The organism is Pseudomonas sp. Kh14 (assembly GCF_900291005.1).
In the GTDB taxonomy this organism is placed as follows: domain Bacteria; phylum Pseudomonadota; class Gammaproteobacteria; order Pseudomonadales; family Pseudomonadaceae; genus Aquipseudomonas; species Aquipseudomonas alloputida.
Window position 1 is genome coordinate 241,174 of sequence record NZ_OLKJ01000034.1, and the last position, 21,973, is coordinate 263,146.

Here is a 21,973-nt window from a genome sequence, read left to right on the forward strand (position 1 = left end):
CGGCCAACTCTATGCCACAGGTCACCCGGCATGCTCCGCCTGCTTGTCTTGCTGCTCACCCTGCTACCACTCGCGACCCTGGCTGAGCCCCTGCACCTGCGCGTGCAAGGCTCCAACACCATCGGCGCGGCCTTGCTGCCGGCGCTGGTACAGGGGCAATTGCGCGCACAGCAGGCCACCGCCATCGAGCAACAGCCGGGCAAGGTCGCCAACGAGTGGGTGATTACCGCCCGCGACGGGCACGGCCAGCCCTTGCGCATCGACATTGCCGCCCACGGCTCGAGCACCGGCTTTGTCGCGCTGGGCCGTGGCGACGCGGACCTGGCCGCCGCCTCGCGGCCGATCAACGACAGTGAAGTGCGCCAGTTGCAGGCGCTGGGCGACCTTCGCGCAGCCGGCGCCGAACAGGTGATCGGCCTCGACGGCGTCGCGGTCATCGTCCACCCCGACAACCCAATACCCCAACTGAACATCCGGCAACTGGCGTACATTTTCTCTGGGCAGATCCAGCGCTGGGAACAACTGGGCATACCTGGCGGGGCCATTCATCTGTATGCCCGTGACGACCGTTCCGGCACTTTCGAGACCTTCAAGGCGCTGGTGCTGGAACCTCAGCATGGCGAGCTTTCGGCCAAGGCCAGGCGCTTCGAGTCCAGTGACGAATTGGCGGCACGCGTGGGTACCGACCGCCAGGCCATCGGTTTCAGCAGCCTGGCCACCGCACACGGGGCCAAGGTGCTGGCGGTGGCCGAAGGCGACGCGCCGGCCATGCTGCCGGAGCGCGCACGGGTGGCCAGCGAGGACTACCCGCTCTCACGGCGCCTGTACTTTTACCTGCCGGCCAACCCCAAGCCCCAGGCCAAGGCCCTGGTCGATTTTGCCCAGAGCCCGGCCGGCCAGGCGATCATCGCCCAGCAGGGTTTCGTTTCGCAGCAGATCAAGGCCCTTTCTGTCGCCCCCCAAGGCGACATGCCACCGCCCTATCGTACCCTGGCCCGGCAGGCGCAGCGGCTGAGTGTGAACTTCCGCTTCCAGGAAGGAAGCGCCAGCCTGGATAACAAGGCCCTGCGCGACGTACAGCGGGTGACAGAGTACCTACGCCAGGCCGGGAAGCTGCAGGGCAAGGCGGTGCTGGTGGGGTTCGGCGATCCCAAGGAAACCCCTGGGCGCGCAGCCCTGCTCTCCCGCCTGCGTGCGCAAGCGGTGCGCCGCGAACTGGCGCGCGGTGGCGTGGAGGTGCTGCAGGTGACCGGGATGGGCGATGAACTGCCAGTGGCCGGGAATGAACTGGAGCAAGGCCGGCTGCGCAACCGGCGGGTCGAGGTGTGGGTGTATTGATCCGGCCTTGCACACCCCCTGAAGCAGCCTTGTGCTGCAACGAGGCCCGAATGACAGAAGCGTTTCTCTGTCTGCAAGGGCCTCGTCGCAGCACAAGGCTGCGTCTACAGGCTGTACAGCAGGCTCCGCGTCATCAGCGGGTGACGGTGCGCATGGTCACGAACTCTTCAGCCGCCGTCGGGTGCACGCCGATGGTTTCGTCGAACTGCTGCTTGGTCGCACCGGCTTTAAGTGCAATGCCCAGGCCCTGAATGATTTCGCCAGCGTCAGGACCGACCATGTGGCAACCCAGCACCTTGTCGGTTTGGGCATCGACAACCAACTTCATCAGAGTCTTTTCCTGAATGTCGGTCAGGGTCAGCTTCATGGCCCGGAAGCGGCTTTCGAATACCTGCACCTTGTGCCCGGCCTCCAGCGCCTGCTCTTCGGTCAAGCCTACGGTACCGATGGGTGGCTGGCTGAATACCGCAGTGGGGATGTTCTGGTAATCCACCGGGCGGTATTGCTCGGGTTTGAACAAGCGCCGCGCCACGGCCATGCCTTCAGCCAAGGCCACTGGGGTCAACTGTACACGGCCGATCACATCGCCAATGGCGAGAATCGAGGGCGCGGTGGTCTGGTACTGCTCATCGACCCGGATGTAGCCGCGCGCATCCAGCTCGACGCCGGTGTTCTCCAGGCCCAGATTGTCCAGCATCGGGCGCCGGCCGGTGGCATAGAACACACAGTCGGCTACCAGCTCGCGGCCGTCCTTGAGCGTGGCTTTGAGGCGACCATCCTCAAGCTTGTCGATGCGCTGGATGTCGGCGTTGAACTGCAGGTCGAGGCCGCGTTTTTCCAGTTCTTCCTTCAGGTGGGTGCGCACCGAGCCATCGAAGCCGCGCAGGAACAGGTCGCCACGGTACAGCAGTGTGGTGTCGGCCCCCAGGCCCTGGAAGATGCCGGCGAATTCGACGGCGATATAGCCCCCACCCACCACCAGCACGCGGCGCGGCAAGTCCTTGAGGTAGAAAGCTTCGTTGGAGGTGATGGCCAGTTCCTTGCCAGGGATGTCCGGTACCTGCGGCCAGCCACCGGTAGCGATAAGGATATGCTCGGCGGTGTAGCGTTGACCGTCCACTTCCACTTCGTTGGCGCCCGTCAGACGCGCGTGGCCTTGCAACAGGGTCACCCCGCTGTTGACCAGCAAGTTACGGTAGATGCCGTTGAGGCGCTCGATTTCCCGATTCTTGTTGGCAATCAGGGTGCCCCAGTCGAAATGCCCCTCTTCCAACGTCCAGCCGAAACCTGCGGCTTGCTCCAGCTCATCAGCAACGTGCGCGCCGTACACCAGCAGTTTTTTCGGCACACAACCGACGTTGACGCAGGTGCCCCCCAGGTAGCGGCTTTCAGCCACTGCCACTTTTGCGCCAAAACCGGCAGCAAAACGCGCTGCGCGCACACCACCGGACCCGGCGCCAATCACGAACAGATCAAAATCGAAGGCCATGTATTCACTCTCCCAGGCAGGCGTCCAGCATACCGCCGTTGGCCGCCGCAAACAAAAAAGCCACCCCGAAGGATGGCTTTGAGGCCAGCAGGGCTTATCAGTAAGCCTTGCCAGTCTTGTAGTAGTTCTCGAAGCAGAAGTTGGTCGCGTCGATGTAGCCTTCGGCGCCACCGCAGTCGAAACGCTTGCCCTTGAACTTATAGGCAATCACGCACCCATCCTTCGCCTGCTGCAGCAGGGCATCGGTGATCTGGATTTCACCGCCTTTGCCTGGCTTGGTATTGGCGATGATGTCGAAGATATCCGGGGTCAGGATGTAACGGCCGATGATCGCCAGGTTCGAAGGCGCGTCTTCCGGGGCCGGTTTTTCGACCATGTTGGTCACACGGAAGATGTCGTCGCGGATCATCTCACCGGCGATCACACCATACTTGTTGGTTTCCTGCGGGTCGACTTCCTGGATGGCGACGATCGAGCAGCGGTACTGTTTGTACAGCTTGACCATCTGAGTCAGTACGCCGTCACCTTCCGGGTTGACGCACAGGTCGTCCGCCAGCACCACCGCGAACGGCTCGTCGCCGATCAGTGGGCGGCCAGTAAGAATCGCGTGGCCAAGGCCCTTCATTTCGGTCTGGCGCGTGTACGAGAAGGAGCACTCGTCGAGCAGACGACGAATACCGACCAGGTATTTTTCCTTGTCGGTGCCCTTGATCTGGTTTTCCAGCTCGTAGCTGATGTCGAAGTGGTCTTCCAGGGCACGCTTGCCGCGCCCGGTAACGATGGAGATCTCGTTCAGACCCGCATCCAATGCTTCTTCAACGCCATACTGGATCAGTGGCTTGTTGACCACCGGCAGCATTTCCTTGGGCATGGCTTTGGTAGCAGGCAAGAAGCGCGTGCCGTAGCCGGCTGCCGGGAACAAGCATTTTTTGATCATATACGTCCTTACAAAAGGCTAGGCCTGTGGAATTCGGCGCAGTCTAATCAGGCGGCAGTCACCTTACAATGCCCCCGACAACGACCGTTGCCATCATAGAGATATCCCAGTGTAGATAGTTCCGAGGGATCGTAAATATTGCTGTCATACATGACCGTTGGATGACAGGAAAATCAGCGTGCCGGTGGCGGCCTCTTCGACGGGCTCACGCGCCAAGAGGCCGCCACCGGCTTACCTCAGCTACCTGTCCCTTGCCCGATCAGCACCCCATCAACCTGCTGACCATACAGGTTAACCCCATCATTGGCATGAAACTTCACCCGCGTCTTCTCGATGGATCCCTCTACCAACCGCGGGTCCTGTGGCCGCTCGTGGCGGTTGATCCACGCCGCCACGTCCCAGGCCTGTTGATCGCTGAGGCTGCCCGGCTTGCCCAGCGGCATGTTGTACTTGATGAACGACGCCGCGGTATTGATGCGGTGCATGCCGGCCCCCCAGTTGTAGGAGTCCTTGCCCCAAAGCGGCGGCATTACGTACTCGCCTGCGACCTTTTGCCCTTCACCGTTATCGCCATGGCAAATCGCGCATTGTTCACGGTAAACCTGCTGGCCGCGCTTGAAGTCATAACCGCCCTTGGGTTGTGCCACCTCCGGATAACCACGTCCGGCAATCTCCACACCGGTCGGCGCCTTGGTCGACAGCCAGTATGAATACACCGCCAATGCCGTCATCTGCGGGCTGTCAGCGGCCGGCGGCTTGCCGTTCATGCTGAACTGAAAACACCCTTGGATACGCTCGGCGAAGGTGTTGACCTTGTCATTCTTCTTACGATAGGCCGGGTACATCGGGTAGGCCCCCCACAGCGGCGCCGAGTGCGCCAACCGCCCCTGATCGAGGTGGCAGTTACTGCAGTTCATGCCGTTGCCCACCGCCTCGGGCATCAGTCGGCGGGTGTCGACGAACAAGGCGTGGCCTTCACGCACCATTTTGCCAAAGGCATTATCGGGCAACTCACGCTCAGCAGGCGGCACGAACTGCGGTGTCGCCTGCACACCGGGAACCTTCAACTGCGACTGGTCTTCCATGGCGATCGGCGTGGCCTGGGCGCTGCCCACGGCCAGCAGCAACAAGACGGGAATCAGGTTATTCATGGCGTGACCTCCTGACTGGCGGGGCGGGCGAAGAACTCGGCAACGGCCTTGATCTCCTCATCGGTCATGGCCTTGGCCACGCCGACCATCAGCTGGTTGGGGTCATTGCTGCGGCTGCCGTCGCGCCAGGCATTGAGCTGTGCCACCAGGTAACTGGCGGGCTGGCCGGCCAAGGGCGGGAAGTGTTCGCCCACCCCGCCGCCACCCGGCCCGTGGCATTGCACGCAGCCAGGAATCTGCCGGCTCCAGTCGCCGTACAGGGCTATGCGGATAGTCGGGTCATCGGCAATCTGCTGGCGGTGCAGGTCGCCAGCGGGCGCTGCCGGCAGGCTGGCCAGGTAGGTACTGACGGCCTTGATTTCGTCGTCGCTCAGGGCCTTGGCCAAAGGTTCCATCACTGGCTGCTTGCGGCTGCCGTTGCGCCAGTCCTGCAACTGCTTGGCAAGGTACCCGGCCGGTAGCCCGGCCAAACGTGGAAAGCCGGCAGCCGCAATGCCATTGCCGTCCGGGCCATGGCATCCCAGACAGGCCATGGCGGCGGGGTTGGCCCCACCCTGGGTGAAGACCTTCTGACCATCAGCGGCATGTGCCGTGGGCCAGATCAGGATCAGCAAGCTGCCGATCATCACGCGTCTCAACGGTGTCATCACGAATCTCCTTTTCTTTTGTTATATGTTTAGGCTTAAAACATATAAGCAGAGAAAGGAGGACCCGTTGCTTCAGATCAACTTCCGGAGATGCACTGCGTTGCGGCAGTGCGCACATCGCCAAGGCGCAGCGGGAAGTTATTCAGCCGCTCGTGCAGTTTGATGCTGCTGCCGCTGCCGCGCTTGTCGATATCCACCAGCGCGGCCGGGCCGGCACCTGAGGTGATTTTCTGCGGTACGATCAGCCGCAGGCCATCGCCACGCTGCTCTTCGGTCAGCGGGTCACGCGTATCGGCAAGCTTCTCCTTTACGCAATCGGCATAGGCGCGTGGGCTCTTGCCAGAGATCACATCCATCGTTTCACGCGATTGCTCCAGCTCCGCGACGCTCACGCAGCCACCGAGCGTCACCGACAACGCCGCCACCATCCACTTCATTTGCTGCACCTCTGCCTTCAAGAATTCGCTTCGACCACATCCAGGCGGTTTTGCTCCCTGCTTTGGCAGAATTATCTACGCCCGGCGATCAACGCGGCAGTGTAACGGCACATCGTGGTATCTTTTGCTTTTGCAGATCCAAACCTTGCGGAGCATCACATGAAATTCGTACACCAGCGCGAGCACCTCAACGAGGACGATATTGTCGTCATCGAGTGCTCCCAGCGCTGCAATATCCGCCTGATGAACGACGCCAACTTCCGCAGCTTCAAGAACGGCGGCCGTCATACTTACCACGGCGGCCATTTCGAGAAGTTTCCGGCGAAGATCACCGTACCCAGCACCGGCTTCTGGAACATCACCATCGATACCGTCACCACTCGCCCGATCTCGGTCACCCGCAAGCCAACGCTGACCCACAAGATCAAGATCATCCGTCGCTCGTCGTCGAAACTCAGATAAGGCCACCATGACCCAGACCATCAAGTACGTCATCAAATACAAGCTCGACGGCCAGCGTCGCTGGGATTTCGCGCTGATGCCCGATGCCTCGCAGGAGCAAGCCCTTGAGGCCCTGCGCAAGATCCACGGCGAAGACGCCGAGAAAATCAGCGACATCCAGGTCAGCAAGGCCCTGTAAGACTCGCCGCAAGCCCCCGCCGCATCGCTCGCCCCACGCAAGGAGAATCGCATGAGCCACTGGCCCGACCGCCGTATCCTCGACCTGCTGGGCATCGAGCTGCCCATTCTGCAGGCACCCATGGCGGGGGCGACCGGCTCGGCCATGGCCATTGCCGTGGGCCTGGCAGGTGGCTTGGGCGCCCTGCCCTGCGCCATGCTCAGCGGCGAACAGGTGCGCGCCGAGATCGCTGCATTCCGCGCCGGCTGCCCGGGGCGCCCGCTGAACCTGAACTTCTTCTGCCACCAGCCGCCAGCGCCCGATGCCGAGCGCGATGCGCGCTGGAAGCAGGCGCTTGAGCCTTATTACAGCGAAGTGGGCGCCGATTTCACGGCGCCCACGCCGGTGTCCAACCGTGCGCCTTTCGACGAGCAGAGCTGCCTGCTGGTCGAAGCGTTGCGCCCGGAGGTGGTGAGCTTCCACTTCGGCCTGCCGCAGGCCGAACTGCTGCAGCGGGTAAAGGCCAGCGGTGCCAAAGTACTGTCCAGCGCCACGACCGTGGAAGAAGCGGTCTGGCTGGAGCGCAATGGCTGCGATGCGATCATCGCCATGGGTTATGAAGCCGGTGGCCATCGCGGCATGTTCCTCAGCGATGACATCACCAGCCAGATAGGCACCTTCGCTCTGGTACCGCAGGTGGCCGATGCCGTCGGCGTGCCAGTGATTGCCGCCGGTGGTATCGGCGACCACCGCGGGCTGTTGGCGGCACTGGCCCTGGGGGCCTCGGCAGTGCAGATCGGCACGGCTTACCTGTTCTGCCCCGAGGCCAAGGTGTCGCCAGCGCATCGCCAGGCGCTGGACAGCGCGCCTGCCAGCGACACCGCCCTGACCAACCTGTTCACCGGCCGCCCGGCGCGAGGCATCAACAATCGCCTCATGCGCGAGCTGGGGCCGATGAGCGAGCTTGCACCGCGCTTCCCGCTGGCGGGCGGGGCATTGATGCCTTTACGGGCAATCACCGATCCGCAGGGTAATAGTGATTTCAGCAATCTGTGGTCGGGGCAGGCGTTACGGCTGGGCCGGCACATGCCGGCGGGTGAGCTGACCCGGGAGATTGCCGGCAAGGCACTGGCAGTAATCGGTCACCAGGCATTCTGACAGGCAGGCCTGGCCTCTTCACGGCCAATGGCTTATCGCTATATAGTTAAGGCTATAACGATAATCTCAAGGAGCTGTCTTCATGCGTATCCGCTCGCCCCAGTTGACCTTCACTGCCCTGGCCAGCCTGCTGGCCTTCAACACTGCCTGGGCCGACGAAGTCCAGGTCGCGGTCGCAGCCAATTTCACAGCCCCTGTCCAGGCCATCGCCAAGGAATTCGAAAAAGACACCGGCCACAAACTGGTCGCGGCCTACGGCGCCACCGGGCAGTTCTACGCGCAGATCAAGAACGGTGCACCGTTCGAAGTGTTCCTCGCCGCTGACGACACCACCCCCAAGAAGCTGGAAGCAGAAAAGGAAACCGTACCTGGCTCACGCTTTACCTACGCCATCGGCACCCTGGCCTTGTGGTCTGCGAAGGAAGGCTACGTAGATGCCAAGGGTGAAGTACTGAAAAAGAACGAATACAAACACCTGTCCATCGCCAACCCGAAAGCGGCACCTTACGGCCTGGCCGCCACCCAGCTGCTGGACAGGCTGAAGCTCACCGAAGCCACCAAAGGCAAGATCGTCGAAGGCCAGAACATCACCCAGGCCTTCCAGTTCGTCTCCACCGGCAACGCCGAGTTGGGCTTCGTCGCCCTTTCGCAGATCTACAAGGACGGCAAAGTAACCCATGGCTCGGCATGGATCGTGCCGTCCAACCTGCACGACCCGATCCGCCAGGACGCCGTCATCCTCAACAAAGGCAAGGACAATGCGGCCGCCAAGGCACTGGTCGAATACCTCAAAGGCCCGAAAGCCGCAGCGGTGATCAAATCCTATGGTTATGACCGTTGATGCCACTCGATGCCAGTGACCTGGGCGCCATCTGGCTGACCGTAAAACTGGCCAGCCTGACCACCCTGATCCTGCTGATCATCGGCACACCGGTCGCCTGGTGGCTCGCGCGCACGCGCTCTTGGCTGCGCGGGCCGGTGGGTGCGGTGGTGGCACTGCCGCTGGTACTGCCACCGACGGTGATCGGCTTTTACCTGTTGATCGCCCTTGGCCCGCACGGCTGGCTCGGGCAGGCCACCCAGGCGCTAGGCCTGGGCAGTGTGGTGTTCAGCTTCACAGGCCTGGTGATTGGCTCGACGGTGTACTCCCTGCCGTTCGTGGTGCAACCCTTGCAGAATGCCTTTGGCGCGATCGGCCAGCGCCCCCTGGAAGTCGCCGCCACCCTGCGCGCCAGCCCACGGGATACCTTCGTTCACGTGGTGCTGCCGCTAGCCCGCCCTGGCTTCGTCACTGCCAGCATCCTCGGCTTTGCCCACACGGTGGGCGAGTTTGGCGTCGTACTGATGATCGGTGGCAACATCCCCGACAAGACTCGCGTGGTTTCGGTGCAGATTTTCGATCACGTCGAAGCCATGGAGTATTCGCAAGCCCACTGGCTGGCCGGGGCCATGCTGGTGTTCTCATTCCTGGTGCTGCTCCTGCTGTACGCTGGACGCCGTGGCAAAGCTGGCTGGAGCTGAAATGACCGCATCGATTGTGGCGCACCTGAAACTGGCACGCGACGATTTTACCCTGGACGTCAACCTGCACCTGCCCGGGCGCGGCATCAGCGCGCTGTTCGGCCACTCTGGCTCCGGCAAGACCAGCTGCCTGCGCTGCCTGGCCGGGCTGGAACGGGCCGCCAGCGCCTATATCGAAGTCAACGGCGAAGTCTGGGAAGACAGCACCCGTGGCTACTTCCAGGCACCGCACCTGCGCCCGGTGGGCTACGTGTTCCAGGAAGCCAGCCTGTTCCCGCACCTGTCGGTGCGCGGCAACCTGACGTTCGGCTGGCGCCGGGTAGCGCCCGCTGCACGCAAGGTCAGCCTCGACCAGGCGTGCCAACTGCTGGGTATCGGCCACTTGCTGGACCGCCGCCCGGCAACCCTGTCGGGTGGCGAGGCGCAGCGGGTGGGTATTGCCCGCGCCCTGCTCAGCAGCCCACGGCTGTTGTTGATGGACGAGCCGCTGGCAGCCCTCGACGGCCCGCGCAAGCGCGAGATATTGCCCTTCCTGGAGCGCCTGCACGACGAACTGGACATCCCCCTCATATATGTCAGCCACGCCCAGGATGAAGTCGCGCGGCTGGCCGACCACCTAGTGTTGCTGGAACAAGGCCGGGCGATCGCCAGCGGCCCGATCGGCGAAACCCTGGCTCGCCTTGACCTGTCGCTGGCCCAGGGCGACGACGCCGGCGTCGTGTTCGAAGGTAGGGTGGTTGGGCACGACCCACACTACGGCCTGCTGGACCTGCGCCTGCCCGGCAGCAGCGGGCCGCTGCTGCGCATCACCCACGCGGCGCAGGTGATGGGCAGCACCCTGCGCGTCAAGGTGCAGGCCCGGGATGTCAGCCTGGCACTGGCGGCGGACAGCGCATCGAGCATCCTCAACCGCCTGCCGGTGCGTGTGCGCGAGAGCTGCCCGGCGGCCAACCCGGCGCATGTGCTGGTCAGCCTGGATGCTGGCGGCAATGCCCTGCTTGCACGCATCACCCGCTTCTCGGCAGACCAGCTCGGTTTGCACACGGGGCAGATACTGTTCGCCCAGATCAAGTCGGTGGCCCTTTTGGGTTGAGCATCCTTAGCGCGCGTATTGTCCATTGATCAGTGACCTGATCGAGGCCCACCGCCCATGCTTGACTGCCCCCTGCCGCGCACCCTGCACTACGTTGACGACAGTCAGCCGGGCCTGACCCGTCGGCGCTGGCGCGACCGTTTCATCTACCTGAATGCCGATGGCCAACGAGTACGCGACAGCGAAACCCTCGCACGCATCGCCGCACTGGTGATCCCCCCGGCCTACACGGATGTGTGGATCTGCGCCGATCCGCAAGGCCACCTGCAAGCCACCGGCCGTGATGCCCGTGGCCGCAAGCAGTACCGCTACCACGCGCAGTGGCGCGAACTGCGCGACCAGCACAAATACGGGCGCATGCTTGCGTTCGCCCAAGCCTTGCCAAAGCTGCGCACACAGCTGGAAGCCCACTTGGCGCGGCCAGGGCTGGACCGGGAAAAGGTCATGGCGCTGGTGGTGAGCCTGCTGGACCACACCCTGATCCGCATTGGCAACCAGCGCTACCTGCGCGATAACCGGTCGTACGGATTGACCACCCTGCGCAATCGCCATGTACAGATCAAAGGCAGCAGCATTCGCTTTCAATTCCGCGGCAAGCGCGGCGTCGAACACAACGTCACCCTCAACGACCGGCGCTTGGCCAACCTGCTCAAACGCTGCATGGAACTGCCTGGGCAGGCACTGTTTCAGTACCTGGATGAAGACGGCCAGCGCCATAGTGTCGGCTCCACCGAGGTCAATCAGTTTCTGCAGCAGTTGACCGGCGCCGACTTCACTGCCAAGGACTATCGCACCTGGGCCGGCAGCAGCCTGGCATTGAACCTGCTGAAGCCCTTGGCCTGGGAGCCGGAGAGTGAAGCCAAACGTCAGGTCGCCGCAATAGTCCGCCAGGTAGCCACGCGCCTGGGCAATACGCCGGCAGTGTGCCGGCGCTGCTACATCCACCCGGCAGTCCTGGAGCACTATGCCTTGGGGCGCCTTGCCAATTTGCCGAAAAACCGTGTGCGCAAAGGCCTGGACCCGGAGGAAGTGGCCTTGCTGTTGTTTCTTCAGGCACTCGAGGAACAGGAGGCCCATTGAGCTTGTCTATTCAGCCCATGATGCGAAGAAATTTCCCATTAGCCGCCAACCCCCCTATTCTTGCCAGCGAGCACCTTGGCCGACAAACCGTTGACGGTTTGCTTTGGCACCTGCAACTGAAGACACGCAACAGAATTTGTCTGTCGGGGAATTACTATCCGCCGAAAGCGTCTTTAATGAGAAGGAAGAGGGACAAGCTCCCGCCGCCACGGCAACTAGCCCGGCGGACTTTTACATCACCAAGGAGAACTACATGCTGATACTCACCCGTAAGGTTGGCGAAAGCATCGTCATCAACGATGACATCAAAGTCACCATTCTGGGCGTCAAAGGGATGCAGGTGAGGATCGGTATCGATGCACCGAAAGATGTTCAGGTCCATCGAGAAGAAATCTTCAAACGCATCCAGGCCGGCAGCCCGGCTCCGGAGAAACACGAAGACTCACACTGAGCGTCACCCGAGGGGCATGGATGCGCTCGACCGCCAGCCTCAGGTGCCTATTAACTGATGCACCGTGGCGATCATCTCATCCATGTCGAACGGTTTGTCGAATATTGCGGCAAACAGGGCCGGGCATCCTTGGCTGGCCTGTGCGCCGCTCATGAGGATGACCGGCAACTCGCTTAACGCAGGGTCCTCGCGGATGGCACGCGCCAACTCCTCACCGTTGAGTAGCGGCATCATGTAGTCGGTAATCACCAGCTGCACGCGTTTTTCCTTCAACGCCTCCAGTGCTTTGCAGCCATTGCTCGCCTTTTCCACCAGGAAACCTTCGTCCTCCAGGGCAAACCCGAGGATATCGGCGATCAGGTATTCGTCATCGACAATCAGGATGGTGTTCATCGGCTCGTCCGTCACCCGCTCTCCTGCGGCGTCGGCGTTCCCGAAAGCACACCGCAGGCACCTTCGAACGCCTTGCGCAAGGTAATGCCTTGCGGCCCGATCAGCAGCTCGTGCAAGGCCGGGTCATGGTGACTGTCACGCACCTTGAGGACCGACAGCATGCGCCGTAGTTGCGAGTCCAGTTCGACAAAGCGCATCAGCATAAGGTTGTCGACGATACTCGACAGGTCCGGCGCGGGGGCGCTGATTTCCGCGCCGAAGATGTCGCGCATCTCCCAGGTCAGCATCACGCTGATATCGCGCGCGCGCAACTCACCCGCCAGCGCGCGGAAAAACGCATTTAGCCGCGTCGGGTCAATAGCCAGGCGGCTGAATGCGCCAAGGCTGTCGATCACCACGCGCTTGCTGCCCTGCGCCGCTACACGCTCCAGTAGTCGCGCGCCAACCTGGTCCAGCAAGCCCTCGGTGGTCGGCTGCCAGCACAGCTGCAAGCTACCGCCCTGCTCCATCGCGGCAAAATCGTAACCGAGCGAAGCGGCCTTGCTGCGCAGGCGTTCGGGTGTTTCGTAAAAACCGAAATGCAACCCCGGCGCCTGCGGGGTGCTGGCACCCAGAAAGGCCAGGCCCAATGATGTCTTGCCAATCCCCGAAGGCCCCATCAGCAGGCTGACTGACCCGGTGGCCAAGCCTCCGCCAAGCATTTCATCGAAGGTTGGTACGCCGCTGCTGATACGCGCCAAGGTGCCACTGCCCAATTGGCTGGGGTGGCTGAACAACGCTTCCAGGCGAGGATAGACCTGCATGCCGGACTCATCGATAAGGCATTCGTGACGCCCCGACAACGCACCACTGCCGCGGGTCTTGCGCAATTGGACATGGCGCACGGCGCGGCTGCCGACCAGTTGCTCACCCAGTTCGATCACGCCATCGACCATGGTGTGTTCCGGGCTACCCTCGTCGAGCCGGGCACTGGTCAGCAACAGTACGGTGCACCCGGCGAAGGCCGCATGCCCCTGCAGCTCAGAGACGAACTTCTTGGTGTCCAGCGCGGTTTCCGCACGTACCCGGGCATTGAGCACACCGTCGACGATCAGCAGGCTGGCCTGTTGCCGGGCAATTTCCTGGCGCAGCAAGCGCACCACCGCATCCAGCCCGTCCTGCTCAAGGGTATCAAAGGCGCTGACGAACTGGATTTTGTCACCGACCAGCGCCGGGTCGAAGAAGTCCAGTGTGGACAGGTACTGGAACAAGCGTTCATGCGACTCGCTCAGCAAGGTGGCCACCAGCACCCGACCACCGCCACGCACGTGGCCGCAGGCCAGCTGATTGGCGAGGATGGTCTTACCGGCCCCCGGCGGCCCCTGGATAATGTAGGAGGCGCCAGCTATCAGGCCACCCTTGAGCAACGCGTCGAGCCCGTCGATCCCCGTTACCAGTCGCTTCAGTGCCTGCGCCATGTTATCTACCTGTCGAGTGGGCTATCCGTCTGGTCCTGATACATTGGCAAGTACAGTCGCATGCAAGTTCCCCGGCCAGGCTCGCTGTCGACACAAATGGCACCGCCACTTTGCCGGGCGAAACCATAGACCTGGCTGAGCCCCAGGCCGGTACCCTTGCCGAAAGGCTTGGTGGTGAAAAACGGCTCGAAGATACGCGGCAGTATCTCTGTGGGTATGCCTTCGCCGCTGTCTTCCACCTCGAAGCGCACGAAGCTGCCCTTCAGCCCTTCAACTTCGCCGAACAGCTCGACCACATCGACTGTCAGGCTGATGCGGCCATGCCCGTCGATGGCATCACGAGCATTGAACAACAGGTTGAGCAACACCATCTGCAGTTGCCCGGCATCCACCTCGATCAACGGCAGGTCCGGTTGCAGCAACACCTTCAAGTCAATCGAGCTTGGCAATGCATGTTCAAGCAGGCCACGCGTAGCATTAACCAGCTCTGCCGGGGCAACGCTGGCCACATCGAACTTGCGGTGACGGGCAAAACTGAGCAGTTGCTGGGTCAGTTCGGTGCCACGCTGGCTGGCATCGAGGATGTGCTGCAACATACGCTGGGTGCGTGCCGGGTCCTGGGTGGCCAGCGCCAGGCGCGCCGAGCTGATGATGATGGTCAACATGTTGTTGAAGTCGTGCGCCAGACCACCGGTCAACTGGCCGAGGGCTTCAAGCTTCTGCGCCTGGAACAGCTGGGCGCGCACTGCGTCGAGCTGCTGCGCCGTCTCGCGACGGTCAGTGATATCGCGTGTCACCTTGGCCAGGCCAATGATCTGGCCATTTTCATCACGGATCACATCCAGTGCCGCCAAGGCCCAGAACTGCGTGCCGTCCTTGCGCACCCGCCAGCCTTCGTCCTGCGCCACACCCTGCTCCAGCGCCTGGCATAGCAGACGCTCAGGGCGGCCCTCCGCACAATCCTGCGCCGTGAAAAACAACGAAAAGTGCTTGCCGATCACTTCATCTCTACGGTAACCCTTGATCCGTTGCGCACCTGCGTTCCACGACACCACATGGCCAGAAGGGTCGAGCATGTAGATGGCATAATCCACCACCGACTGAACCAGCTGTTCGTAACGATGGGCAGGCATGACGGAAGCATCGAGGCAGTCAGCTGAAACCATGCAAACTCCACTGGCACAGCAGGAGGAAGGAAATGAGCGTAGCCCGGAGTGTCTGCCAGTAGACAGCTGAACGACTACAGGCAGTCAGCGTTCCGGCTCGGCCAGCGTCGGACTGATGCATCGCGGCATGGCCACTTTCAGCAACCACAGGCTGAGCAGCATGATCATACCACCGCCGGCCAGCGCCAACATACGCTGCTGCTGTGAGTGCTCCGCATCAAAGCCCAGCAACAACAGATAAACGCCCAGGCTGATCAGGCTGATGTAAAGAAATGCACCCAGCACGAGCACTTGCGCGAACAACAGCCGCCAGAATAACCGGGGACGCACCACACCTTCACCAACCCGGCCCTGAGTCATTACGCAACACTCTTGGATCCAATGATGGGCGACAGTGGCGTAACGACAGCACGGTGTCAATTGCCGGTTCGATCACCCTTCTATCTGTTGATCATAGGCGCTGCAGTTGACTCAACTATAACAATGGGTTATAAAGCGCGCTTGATTGCGAAGCCCTTCTGCTTAGAAGCGAGCTGGTCGTTGCGACCCCTTCAAGCGTGCGAGTGTGGTGGAATTGGTATACACAGCAGACTTAAAATCTGTCGGCGTGAGCCTTGCGGGTTCGAGTCCCGCCACTCGCACCAAACTTCGTTGAAAAGGCGCCCCTGCGGCGCCTTTTTGCTGCCTGAAAGCAATGTCTGGCGTAGCTGCTAAAGTGGAGCTTGTCCCCGTCCACTGGAACGCCGCCATGCGCTACTCCCTGTTCGATGGTCAACGCGACATCATTATCCTGATCGCCCGCGTACTGCTGATGATCCTGTTCGTCTTGTCTGGCTGGGCCAAGCTGACCGGCTTCGATGGCACGGTAGGCTACATGACCTCGCTCGGCGCCCCTGCCCCGATGCTGGCAGCAGGGATTGCCGTCATCATGGAGTTTCTCGTCGCAATCCTGTTGATCCTCGGTTTCTACACACGGCCGTTAGCCTTTCTGTTCGCGCTGTTCGTGCTGGGCACGGCGCTGCTGGGCCACCCATTCTGGAACATGGTCGACCCTGAGCGCAGCGCCAACACGACCCAGTTTCTGAAAAACCTCAGCATCATGGGCGGCCTGCTGTTGCTCGCGGTAAGCGGGCCCGGGCGGTTCTCGGTGGATGGTCGCTGAGTCAGTCGTCGCAATCGTCGAACCAAGCTGGGTGATCGCGCTCTTCGTCATCGAGGTCATTCAGCGTTTCTTCGTCTTCCTCCACTTCATCCTCGGCGCCTTGGGCATCTGCCTCGGGCTCCACGTCGTCATAGAGAAATTCGTGGTCAAGCAGGTGATCATGCTCGGGTTCGTGCAGGTCGTCTTCGTCGCGCATGCTGGCTCCTGGGATAATGACAGGCCTGTATAGGCTGATCAGGGTGCCGGGTCAATGCGTGGTCGCTTAATCCTGGGTTAACCGGACCGGCGCAACCTGCAGGCTCTCCCTTCAAACGTCTTTTGCCCGCCTTCCATGGCGGGCTTTTTTCACCATGACTCCAGCACCGAACTTTGCTTGACTACGCCATAGCCAGATACAGCAGGTTTATCAATAAGTTAGGCGGATTCATCATATGCAGTAAGCCAAGCACGCAGGAAGGCATCGCCCTGGGGCTGACGGGCTGCGCGCAAATTTTTGGCCAGCCAGGAACCTGGCGTAGTGGCACGGCCACTGACAGGCCGTTCGCCGTTGCTGACGACCTACTTGCTGCGTCCGGAAGGCGAGCCTTCGGAAGTGCTCGCCCGCTTCATCGAATGCTTAATTCGGATTTCTAACGAACTGTATTAGTGGCTGCCAGGCTCGCCCTGCTGCTTTGATGAACTGCTGCAGCAAATTTGAGTAGTAACGACCTGATTTGCGACTCATTATCTGGCAGGCATAAAAAGCTCACGACTTCCTCCGGGGATTTTCCAATGAGAGGGATGCGTAACAACAGATGCTCAAGTTTGCAACAACGCCGTATTCGTTGACGCTTCACGTGAGCTGCCTGAGATAGCCAAAATTTTCACGATGTCCTCTTTGCCCGAACGAATTCAATTCAGCTGCTGGCAGTCGGCTGCGACAGACCTATAACGAAACGAATGCTGCGACCAAACCAATCCCACATGCTGGAAGCATTCACGGCCCGGGCGCTGGGGTTCCAGCGTCATTGAGGATAATCAGACCACGCTCGTCCGGTTTCTAGGCCATGGCAGGCAGGTGGACAGCGCGATCAGGCCGAGCACCGTTACCGCGCCGCAAAGCACGCCAAGGCCGGTGCCGAAGGCCGCGCTGACCCCCATTGCCACCAGCGCGGCGCTGCCGATCTGACAGAACCCTACCAGTCCTGACGCGGTGGCCGCATGCCCGTGCTCACTCGCAATGGCCCCAGATACCGCCAGCGACAGCGACGAACCATTGGCGAGACTGACCAGGCACATCGGCAGCACCACAGCGGCCGCGCCATGTAGCCCCAGAGCCAGCACGGCCAGGAATGCCGCCCCGCCAAGTACGAAGCACATGATGCCGACAGCGAGGATACGGTCGTAGTGCCAGCGATCAAGCAGCCGCTTGGTCAGCAGGTTGGCAGCGATGATGCCGGCCGTCAGCGGCAGGTACAGCCAGCCGCTTTGCTCCTCACTCAAGCCTTGGCGCGCAAAAAGAAACGGCGATTGGGTCAAGTAGACGAACCAAGCGCAATAGATCGCGCAGACCACCAATGTATAGCGGCGAAAAGTTCGGTCGTGCAGGACATGACTGAAGCCGGCAAAGGGGGAGGTACGGGTACGGGCCGCGATGGGTAGCGTTTCCGGTAGCAGCGTCATTGCCATCAGCAGTGCCATGCCACCGAACGCAGCGACGAACAGGAAATCAGCTCGCCAGCCGAAGGCCGCTGCCAAGTGCCCGCCTATGGCCGGTGCCAAGGCTGGCGACAGCGACACCAGCGGGTAGATCACCGCATAGACCTTGGCAGAGGTGCGCTTGTCGCAGGTGTCGGCGATCAGGGCGCGACCCACGACCAGGCCCGCAGCCGCGCCGACTGCTTCCAGCATGCGCCACGCCAGAAACCCGTTGTAGGTGGTGGAGGTGGCACAGCCCACCGAGCCGACGATGTAGAGGGCGATGCCTCCCAGCAGTATGGGCTTGCGGCCATTGCGATCCGACAGTGGCCCGTAGGCCAACTGGGCAAATGCCAGTGCCAGCAGGTAGAACGAGATGGTCTGCGGCATCTGCCAGTCGGCGATGCCGAACTCGGTGGCCATGCTTGGCATTGCGGGTAGATAAACGTCCGAAGCAATCAGCCCGAAGGCACTCAGCATGGCGACTGTCAGGATGAAGGGTAAGCGAGGCATGGTAGCTCCCCGGCAGCCAGGCGGGCCGGCTGCGCGTCAAAGGGTTCAAAAGGGATTGACGCAATGCTACGGAGACGCCTTTCATGTGAAAATGCATAAAATAGCAGCATATGGCTGCATATTTGCAGCCCCAACAATGGGGGTAGGAGTGAACTGGGACGACGTGCGGATATTCCTGGCAATTCAGCGCGCCAGCACCTTGCGCGGGGCAGCGCAGCAACTTGTCATCGACCAGACCACGGTGAGCCGGCGTCTGACCGGATTGGAGCGAGCGCTGGGCAGTCGGCTGTTCCTGCGCACCACGGGCGGCTTGGTGCTAACGGACACCGGCCAGGAAGTGCTGCGTATGGCCGAGGACATGGAACGCATGGCAGTCTCCTTCGAGCGCCGCGGCGAAGGTGCCGATGCGCGCGTGGCCGGTGAGGTGCGCGTGACCACCACCGACGCCCTGGCGGTGGACTTCGTGCTTCCTGCCATTGAACACCTGCGCGCCAGCCATCCTGAAGTGCGGGTGATCCTGAGTACTACGACGCGGTTGCTCGACTTGGCACGGCGGGAGGCCGACATTGCTGTACGTACCCTGCGGCCAGAGCAACCTGACTTGATCGTTCGCCAACTCGGCTGCTGGGAAGTCGGCCTGTACGCTACCCGAAGCTATCTGGAAAAACATGGCGAACCACAGCCCGGACAAGGCCTTGCGAATCACGATATTGCACTTTACCAGCAGGGTGTGACCAGCCGGCAGGACAACACGCTGGCGGGTGAATCCAGAGCACAGGGGCGCGTGGTTGCCGAACTGGATTCGAGCCTGATGCTCGCGACCTTCGTGCGCGCCGGCCTAGCCATAGGCGAGTTACCCGAGTACCTGGCCCAGCGCGATCCCGCGCTGGTGCGGCTATGGCCGGGGTGCCGGCGGGCCAAGTCCTACGAGGCGTGGCTGGTGTTGCACCAAGACTTGGCGCGCACGGCCAGAGTGCGTGTCGTTGTGGAGGCGATCACATCGGCTTTCTCCGATTGAACGTCAGGCATGGCTCACAACGCCGCAGCACCGCAAAGTGGCGCGAAGTTCAGCTAACCCGGCGCCCGATATAAGTTTCTGGCCTTCAGAAAACCCTCGCAAATTACTTGACGTCGGCCGTTTTTTTGTGAGCCTGCGCACTTCGGTGCAGATGATGACAGCCTCATCACCTGACCTTCACGAAATGTCGACATCCGGATGGGCACACTGGCCCTGCTCCGTATGTTCTTGCAGCCCGCCGCATCCTTGCCGCGGGCTTTTCTTTTTTCTGCAAAGGCCAGTCAGGTATACGCAGGTATTTTGTGGAAGCGCCCACCATGACCATGACCTGAAGCAATTTTGCCTGGCCCGGCAAGGTCTATGCTGTCCCGACGATAACCCAAGCTCACATCGGATAGACACGGAGGCTCTCATGAAAGCTGCTGTCGTTGCACCAGGCCGTCGCGTGGACGTGATAGAGAAAACCTTGCGCCCTCTCGAACACGGCGAAGCGTTGCTGAAGATGCAGTGCTGCGGTGTGTGCCACACCGACCTGCACGTGAAAAATGGCGACTTTGGTGACAAGACCGGTGTAGTACTGGGCCACGAAGGTATTGGCGTGGTCCAGGAAGTTGGCCCGGGCGTCACCTCGCTCAAGCCAGGCGACCGTGCCAGCGTTGCCTGGTTCTACCAGGGTTGCGGACATTGCGAATATTGCAACAGCGGCAACGAGACCCTGTGCCGCGACGTGAAGAATTCCGGCTACACCGTGGACGGCGGCATGGCCGAGGCCTGCATCGTCAAGGCCGACTACTCGGTCAAAGTACCCGACGGCCTCGACTCCGCTGCCGCCAGCAGCATCACCTGCGCCGGCGTCACGACCTACAAAGCAGTGAAAATCTCCAACATCCGCCCCGGCCAATGGATCGCCATCTACGGGCTCGGCGGCCTGGGCAACCTGGCCCTGCAATATGCCAAGAATGTGTTCAACGCCAAAGTGATCGCCATCGACGTCAACGAAGAGCAACTGCGCTTCGCCAGCGAGATGGGCGCGGACCTGGTCGTCAATCCGCTCAACGAAGATGCCGCGAAGGTCATCCAGGCCAAGACCGGTGGCGCACATGCTGCCGTCGTTACTGCCGTGGCCAAAGGCGCGTTCAATTCTGCCGTCGATGCCTTGCGCGCTGGCGGGCGACTGGTGGCCGTCGGGCTTCCGTCGGAGTCCATGGACCTGAATATTCCTCGCCTGGTGCTTGATGGGATCGAAGTGGTGGGCTCGCTGGTAGGTACACGCCAGGACCTGCAGGAAGCCTTCCAGTTTGCCGCTGAAGGCAAAGTGGTGCCCAAGGTAACGCTGCGACCGATCGAGGATATCAACCAGATCTTTGACGAGATGCTGGAGGGCAAGATCAAAGGCCGGATGGTGATACAGTTCGAAGGCTGACAGGCCGAGCCAGGTCATGTGAAACCACAGCAAAGCCCGTAGATGACCCTCTACGGGCTTTTTGCCTTCTCAATTGTCAAAGGAACAGACCATGACCGTCGACTGGCACGCCGGGCCGATCACCCGTACAACTCCACTGGACAAGCATTACCGCAACACGCAGAAGGTTCGTCAGTTTCTGCTCAGCGAGTGCGGGGCAGCATTCAAGTTCGACCGTGGATTTATGCTTTGGATCAAGAGTGGCACCCCATCAACCATGGGTGACGTCGCGGACGAATGGCTACGGAGGTATGGGTGACGTTCTGTATCTGACGGCTGCAGGCAGGCCTTGGCTGCAGCCGTTGCGTTCAGCATCTTGTCCAACGATTCAACCATGCTGGAATAATCCATTTCCTGACTCCCTCGATGGTGGAATTGGCTTTGAGCCCAACCATAGACTGCGAACATTTCAATATTTGATGAGGAAACCTGGAAATATCACTCATCCTTCATGCTGAAGACCGACGCCCGCGAGGTGTGGTTCAAGAAAAGTGCTCAACCTGCAAGGGCGAGCCTGTGCATATGAGGAGATCGGTATGTCCATTCGAAGCTTGGCGAAGCACCTGCCGCCGGACCCTTCGCGGGAAGGCTGGGTCATCGGATGGGGAGTCCTGAGAGACCGACATCCATGGCATTTTGTCGACGTTTATGCCGACCAGAAGACGGCCAAGGCAGAGGCGGAACGCAGAGGAGACGGCTACGTGGTGGAGTTCGGCTCGCACCGCTTGGGGACGCATGAGTTTATCTGCGGTGTAACCTTACCTGAAGGCTGACGCTCGATCGAAAAAGGTCATGGACAGGACCTCAGGGAATTATCTGCCCATTGGCAATAGCACTGGCTTCGAGCTTGGCACGCTCCGCGTCCAGAAAAACATAAGCGGCTTGTAGCGTGGTGATCTTCGTTTGAATCTCGGCCATCTTGGCGGCGACCAAGACGGCACCTTGCGCGCAGTCGATCGTGTTACCCCGCCTGGCCACAAGAATGTCCCCAATCTCAGCAAGTGAAAAGCCCCCGCCCTGGGCACTCTGTATAAAAGCCAAGTCAGCAACGGTCTGTTCACTGTAACTACGATAGTTGTTGGCTTGTCGCTGTGGCTCAATAAGCCCGAGCTGTTCGTAATAGCGCAATGTATGGCGGCTGAGCCCACTCCGGCGCTCCAACTCTCCAATATTCACGTTAAAAATCCTTGACTGTAGAGCAGGC

Annotated in this window: 26 protein-coding genes, 1 tRNA gene and 1 pseudogene; 16 read left to right on the forward strand and 12 right to left on the reverse strand. The window is 61.2% G+C overall.

What is annotated here, in order from left to right:
• Positions 1–30: 30 nt before the first annotated feature.
• Positions 31–1,338 carry a substrate-binding domain-containing protein gene (locus tag FQ668_RS18190; RefSeq protein WP_019438773.1) on the forward strand — a complete coding sequence of 436 codons (1,308 nt, stop codon included), beginning with the start codon at positions 31–33 and terminating at the stop codon, positions 1,336–1,338.
• A gap of 133 nt (positions 1,339–1,471) precedes the next feature.
• On the opposite strand, the gene gorA is transcribed toward FQ668_RS18190, so the two are convergent.
• The 5 genes from gorA to FQ668_RS18215 all read right to left on the reverse strand — a co-directional run bounded on the left by gorA (position 1,472) and on the right by FQ668_RS18215 (position 5,999).
• Positions 1,472–2,827: a glutathione-disulfide reductase gene (gorA, locus tag FQ668_RS18195; RefSeq protein ID WP_014590485.1), complete on the reverse strand. Its 1,356-nt coding sequence runs from the start codon at positions 2,825–2,827 to the stop codon at positions 1,472–1,474.
• A gap of 97 nt (positions 2,828–2,924) precedes the next feature.
• Positions 2,925–3,764 (reverse strand): UTP--glucose-1-phosphate uridylyltransferase GalU, encoded by an 840-nt coding sequence (gene galU / locus FQ668_RS18200; protein WP_014590484.1) that lies wholly within the window; start codon positions 3,762–3,764, stop codon positions 2,925–2,927.
• Positions 3,765–4,000: 236 nt separating this feature from the next.
• Complete coding sequence (locus tag FQ668_RS18205) at positions 4,001–4,915, reverse strand: c-type cytochrome (protein WP_014590483.1); 915 nt, start codon at positions 4,913–4,915, stop codon at positions 4,001–4,003.
• On the reverse strand, positions 4,912–5,562 hold the full coding sequence (locus FQ668_RS18210; RefSeq protein ID WP_019438772.1) for a cytochrome c: 651 nt from the start codon (positions 5,560–5,562) through the stop codon (positions 4,912–4,914). Before FQ668_RS18210 ends, FQ668_RS18205 begins: the two co-directional genes overlap by 4 nt.
• 77 nt (positions 5,563–5,639) lie before the next feature.
• Positions 5,640–5,999 carry a hypothetical protein gene (locus tag FQ668_RS18215; protein WP_019438771.1) on the reverse strand — a complete coding sequence of 120 codons (360 nt, stop codon included), beginning with the start codon at positions 5,997–5,999 and terminating at the stop codon, positions 5,640–5,642.
• A 159-nt stretch (positions 6,000–6,158) separates the two neighbouring features.
• On the opposite strand from FQ668_RS18215, the gene FQ668_RS18220 reads away from it, so the two are divergent.
• From FQ668_RS18220 to csrA, 8 genes are all read left to right on the forward strand, one after another.
• The gene (locus FQ668_RS18220; RefSeq protein WP_003250918.1) at positions 6,159–6,461 is read left to right on the forward strand and encodes a DUF1883 domain-containing protein; all 303 of its coding nucleotides are present in this window, start codon (positions 6,159–6,161) and stop codon (positions 6,459–6,461) included.
• Between the two features lie 7 nt (positions 6,462–6,468).
• On the forward strand, positions 6,469–6,639 hold the full coding sequence (locus FQ668_RS28580; protein WP_012051910.1) for a hypothetical protein: 171 nt from the start codon (positions 6,469–6,471) through the stop codon (positions 6,637–6,639).
• A 51-nt stretch (positions 6,640–6,690) separates the two neighbouring features.
• Positions 6,691–7,776 (forward strand): nitronate monooxygenase family protein, encoded by a 1,086-nt coding sequence (locus FQ668_RS18225; protein WP_019438770.1) that lies wholly within the window; start codon positions 6,691–6,693, stop codon positions 7,774–7,776.
• An 82-nt stretch (positions 7,777–7,858) separates the two neighbouring features.
• Positions 7,859–8,617 carry a molybdate ABC transporter substrate-binding protein gene (modA, locus tag FQ668_RS18230; RefSeq protein WP_019438769.1) on the forward strand — a complete coding sequence of 253 codons (759 nt, stop codon included), beginning with the start codon at positions 7,859–7,861 and terminating at the stop codon, positions 8,615–8,617.
• Positions 8,617–9,297, forward strand: a complete 681-nt coding sequence (gene modB, locus FQ668_RS18235) for a molybdate ABC transporter permease subunit (RefSeq protein ID WP_019438768.1) — start codon at positions 8,617–8,619, stop codon at positions 9,295–9,297. The genes modA and modB overlap by 1 nt, the downstream gene beginning before the upstream one ends.
• A 1-nt stretch (position 9,298) precedes the next feature.
• Positions 9,299–10,390: a molybdenum ABC transporter ATP-binding protein gene (modC, locus tag FQ668_RS18240; protein ID WP_014590477.1), complete on the forward strand. Its 1,092-nt coding sequence runs from the start codon at positions 9,299–9,301 to the stop codon at positions 10,388–10,390.
• Positions 10,391–10,447: 57 nt separating this feature from the next.
• A complete protein-coding gene (locus FQ668_RS18245; RefSeq protein WP_019438767.1) occupies positions 10,448–11,470 on the forward strand; it encodes a DNA topoisomerase IB in 1,023 nt (340 codons plus the stop codon).
• 253 nt (positions 11,471–11,723) lie between these two features.
• On the forward strand, positions 11,724–11,921 hold the full coding sequence (csrA, locus tag FQ668_RS18250; RefSeq protein WP_012051904.1) for a carbon storage regulator CsrA: 198 nt from the start codon (positions 11,724–11,726) through the stop codon (positions 11,919–11,921).
• Between the two features lie 39 nt (positions 11,922–11,960).
• On the opposite strand, the gene FQ668_RS18255 is transcribed toward csrA, so the two are convergent.
• The 4 genes from FQ668_RS18255 to FQ668_RS18270 form a co-directional block, all read right to left on the reverse strand.
• The gene (locus FQ668_RS18255) at positions 11,961–12,314 is read right to left on the reverse strand and encodes a response regulator (RefSeq protein ID WP_010954660.1); all 354 of its coding nucleotides are present in this window, start codon (positions 12,312–12,314) and stop codon (positions 11,961–11,963) included.
• Between the two features lie 11 nt (positions 12,315–12,325).
• Positions 12,326–13,771: an ATPase domain-containing protein gene (locus FQ668_RS18260; protein WP_019438765.1), complete on the reverse strand. Its 1,446-nt coding sequence runs from the start codon at positions 13,769–13,771 to the stop codon at positions 12,326–12,328.
• Positions 13,772–13,776: 5 nt separating this feature from the next.
• Positions 13,777–14,937: a nitrogen regulation protein NR(II) gene (locus FQ668_RS18265; RefSeq protein ID WP_019438764.1), complete on the reverse strand. Its 1,161-nt coding sequence runs from the start codon at positions 14,935–14,937 to the stop codon at positions 13,777–13,779.
• An 84-nt stretch (positions 14,938–15,021) separates the two neighbouring features.
• On the reverse strand, positions 15,022–15,297 hold the full coding sequence (locus tag FQ668_RS18270; RefSeq protein WP_014590473.1) for a hypothetical protein: 276 nt from the start codon (positions 15,295–15,297) through the stop codon (positions 15,022–15,024).
• Between the two features lie 199 nt (positions 15,298–15,496).
• On the opposite strand from FQ668_RS18270, the gene FQ668_RS18275 reads away from it, so the two are divergent.
• Positions 15,497–15,581, forward strand: a tRNA-Leu gene (locus FQ668_RS18275).
• 104 nt (positions 15,582–15,685) lie between these two features.
• Positions 15,686–16,099 carry a DoxX family protein gene (locus tag FQ668_RS18280; RefSeq protein ID WP_019438763.1) on the forward strand — a complete coding sequence of 138 codons (414 nt, stop codon included), beginning with the start codon at positions 15,686–15,688 and terminating at the stop codon, positions 16,097–16,099.
• A gap of 1 nt (position 16,100) precedes the next feature.
• Here FQ668_RS18280 and FQ668_RS18285 read toward each other — a convergent pair whose 3' ends face one another.
• Positions 16,101–16,295: a hypothetical protein gene (locus tag FQ668_RS18285; protein WP_019438762.1), complete on the reverse strand. Its 195-nt coding sequence runs from the start codon at positions 16,293–16,295 to the stop codon at positions 16,101–16,103.
• Between the two features lie 260 nt (positions 16,296–16,555).
• Between FQ668_RS18285 and FQ668_RS29040 the strand changes: the two are divergent.
• Positions 16,556–16,745 (forward strand): annotated as a pseudogene (locus FQ668_RS29040) (hypothetical protein); the annotation flags it as partial.
• A gap of 371 nt (positions 16,746–17,116) precedes the next feature.
• On the opposite strand, the gene FQ668_RS18295 reads toward FQ668_RS29040, so the two are convergent.
• Positions 17,117–18,289 (reverse strand): multidrug effflux MFS transporter, encoded by a 1,173-nt coding sequence (locus FQ668_RS18295; protein WP_014590439.1) that lies wholly within the window; start codon positions 18,287–18,289, stop codon positions 17,117–17,119.
• A 148-nt stretch (positions 18,290–18,437) separates the two neighbouring features.
• Between FQ668_RS18295 and FQ668_RS18300 the strand changes: the two genes are divergently transcribed.
• The 4 genes from FQ668_RS18300 (at position 18,438) to FQ668_RS18315 (ending at position 21,542) form a co-directional block, all read left to right on the forward strand.
• Positions 18,438–19,307, forward strand: coding sequence for a LysR family transcriptional regulator (locus FQ668_RS18300; protein ID WP_019438760.1), 870 nt, complete (start codon positions 18,438–18,440; stop codon positions 19,305–19,307).
• Between the two features lie 412 nt (positions 19,308–19,719).
• Positions 19,720–20,730: an alcohol dehydrogenase AdhP gene (gene adhP / locus FQ668_RS18305; RefSeq protein WP_019438759.1), complete on the forward strand. Its 1,011-nt coding sequence runs from the start codon at positions 19,720–19,722 to the stop codon at positions 20,728–20,730.
• A 91-nt stretch (positions 20,731–20,821) separates the two neighbouring features.
• Positions 20,822–21,028: a DUF6434 domain-containing protein gene (locus FQ668_RS18310; RefSeq protein WP_019438758.1), complete on the forward strand. Its 207-nt coding sequence runs from the start codon at positions 20,822–20,824 to the stop codon at positions 21,026–21,028.
• 277 nt (positions 21,029–21,305) lie between these two features.
• Complete coding sequence (locus tag FQ668_RS18315) at positions 21,306–21,542, forward strand: hypothetical protein (protein WP_019438757.1); 237 nt, start codon at positions 21,306–21,308, stop codon at positions 21,540–21,542.
• A gap of 31 nt (positions 21,543–21,573) precedes the next feature.
• Here FQ668_RS18315 and FQ668_RS18320 read toward each other — a convergent pair whose 3' ends face one another.
• On the reverse strand, positions 21,574–21,945 hold the full coding sequence (locus tag FQ668_RS18320) for a MerR family transcriptional regulator (protein WP_019438756.1): 372 nt from the start codon (positions 21,943–21,945) through the stop codon (positions 21,574–21,576).
• Positions 21,946–21,973: the final 28 nt, after the last annotated feature.

Bases quoted from the DNA above. Each gene is read 5' to 3' on its own strand.
- FQ668_RS18190 (WP_019438773.1), top strand. From the start codon at position 31: ATGCTCCGCCTGCTTGTCTTGCTGCTCACCCTGCTACCACTCGCGACC.
- gorA (WP_014590485.1), bottom strand. From the start codon at position 2,827: ATGGCCTTCGATTTTGATCTGTTCGTGATTGGCGCCGGGTCCGGTGGT.
- galU (WP_014590484.1), bottom strand. From the start codon at position 3,764: ATGATCAAAAAATGCTTGTTCCCGGCAGCCGGCTACGGCACGCGCTTC.
- FQ668_RS18205 (WP_014590483.1), bottom strand. From the start codon at position 4,915: ATGAATAACCTGATTCCCGTCTTGTTGCTGCTGGCCGTGGGCAGCGCC.
- FQ668_RS18210 (WP_019438772.1), bottom strand. From the start codon at position 5,562: ATGACACCGTTGAGACGCGTGATGATCGGCAGCTTGCTGATCCTGATC.
- FQ668_RS18215 (WP_019438771.1), bottom strand. From the start codon at position 5,999: ATGAAGTGGATGGTGGCGGCGTTGTCGGTGACGCTCGGTGGCTGCGTG.
- FQ668_RS18220 (WP_003250918.1), top strand. From the start codon at position 6,159: ATGAAATTCGTACACCAGCGCGAGCACCTCAACGAGGACGATATTGTC.
- FQ668_RS28580 (WP_012051910.1), top strand. From the start codon at position 6,469: ATGACCCAGACCATCAAGTACGTCATCAAATACAAGCTCGACGGCCAG.
- FQ668_RS18225 (WP_019438770.1), top strand. From the start codon at position 6,691: ATGAGCCACTGGCCCGACCGCCGTATCCTCGACCTGCTGGGCATCGAG.
- modA (WP_019438769.1), top strand. From the start codon at position 7,859: ATGCGTATCCGCTCGCCCCAGTTGACCTTCACTGCCCTGGCCAGCCTG.
- modB (WP_019438768.1), top strand. From the start codon at position 8,617: ATGCCACTCGATGCCAGTGACCTGGGCGCCATCTGGCTGACCGTAAAA.
- modC (WP_014590477.1), top strand. From the start codon at position 9,299: ATGACCGCATCGATTGTGGCGCACCTGAAACTGGCACGCGACGATTTT.
- FQ668_RS18245 (WP_019438767.1), top strand. From the start codon at position 10,448: ATGCTTGACTGCCCCCTGCCGCGCACCCTGCACTACGTTGACGACAGT.
- csrA (WP_012051904.1), top strand. From the start codon at position 11,724: ATGCTGATACTCACCCGTAAGGTTGGCGAAAGCATCGTCATCAACGAT.
- FQ668_RS18255 (WP_010954660.1), bottom strand. From the start codon at position 12,314: ATGAACACCATCCTGATTGTCGATGACGAATACCTGATCGCCGATATC.
- FQ668_RS18260 (WP_019438765.1), bottom strand. From the start codon at position 13,771: ATGGCGCAGGCACTGAAGCGACTGGTAACGGGGATCGACGGGCTCGAC.
- FQ668_RS18265 (WP_019438764.1), bottom strand. From the start codon at position 14,937: ATGGTTTCAGCTGACTGCCTCGATGCTTCCGTCATGCCTGCCCATCGT.
- FQ668_RS18270 (WP_014590473.1), bottom strand. From the start codon at position 15,297: ATGACTCAGGGCCGGGTTGGTGAAGGTGTGGTGCGTCCCCGGTTATTC.
- FQ668_RS18280 (WP_019438763.1), top strand. From the start codon at position 15,686: ATGCGCTACTCCCTGTTCGATGGTCAACGCGACATCATTATCCTGATC.
- FQ668_RS18285 (WP_019438762.1), bottom strand. From the start codon at position 16,295: ATGCGCGACGAAGACGACCTGCACGAACCCGAGCATGATCACCTGCTT.
- FQ668_RS18295 (WP_014590439.1), bottom strand. From the start codon at position 18,289: ATGCCTCGCTTACCCTTCATCCTGACAGTCGCCATGCTGAGTGCCTTC.
- adhP (WP_019438759.1), top strand. From the start codon at position 19,720: ATGAAAGCTGCTGTCGTTGCACCAGGCCGTCGCGTGGACGTGATAGAG.
- FQ668_RS18310 (WP_019438758.1), top strand. From the start codon at position 20,822: ATGACCGTCGACTGGCACGCCGGGCCGATCACCCGTACAACTCCACTG.
- FQ668_RS18315 (WP_019438757.1), top strand. From the start codon at position 21,306: ATGTCCATTCGAAGCTTGGCGAAGCACCTGCCGCCGGACCCTTCGCGG.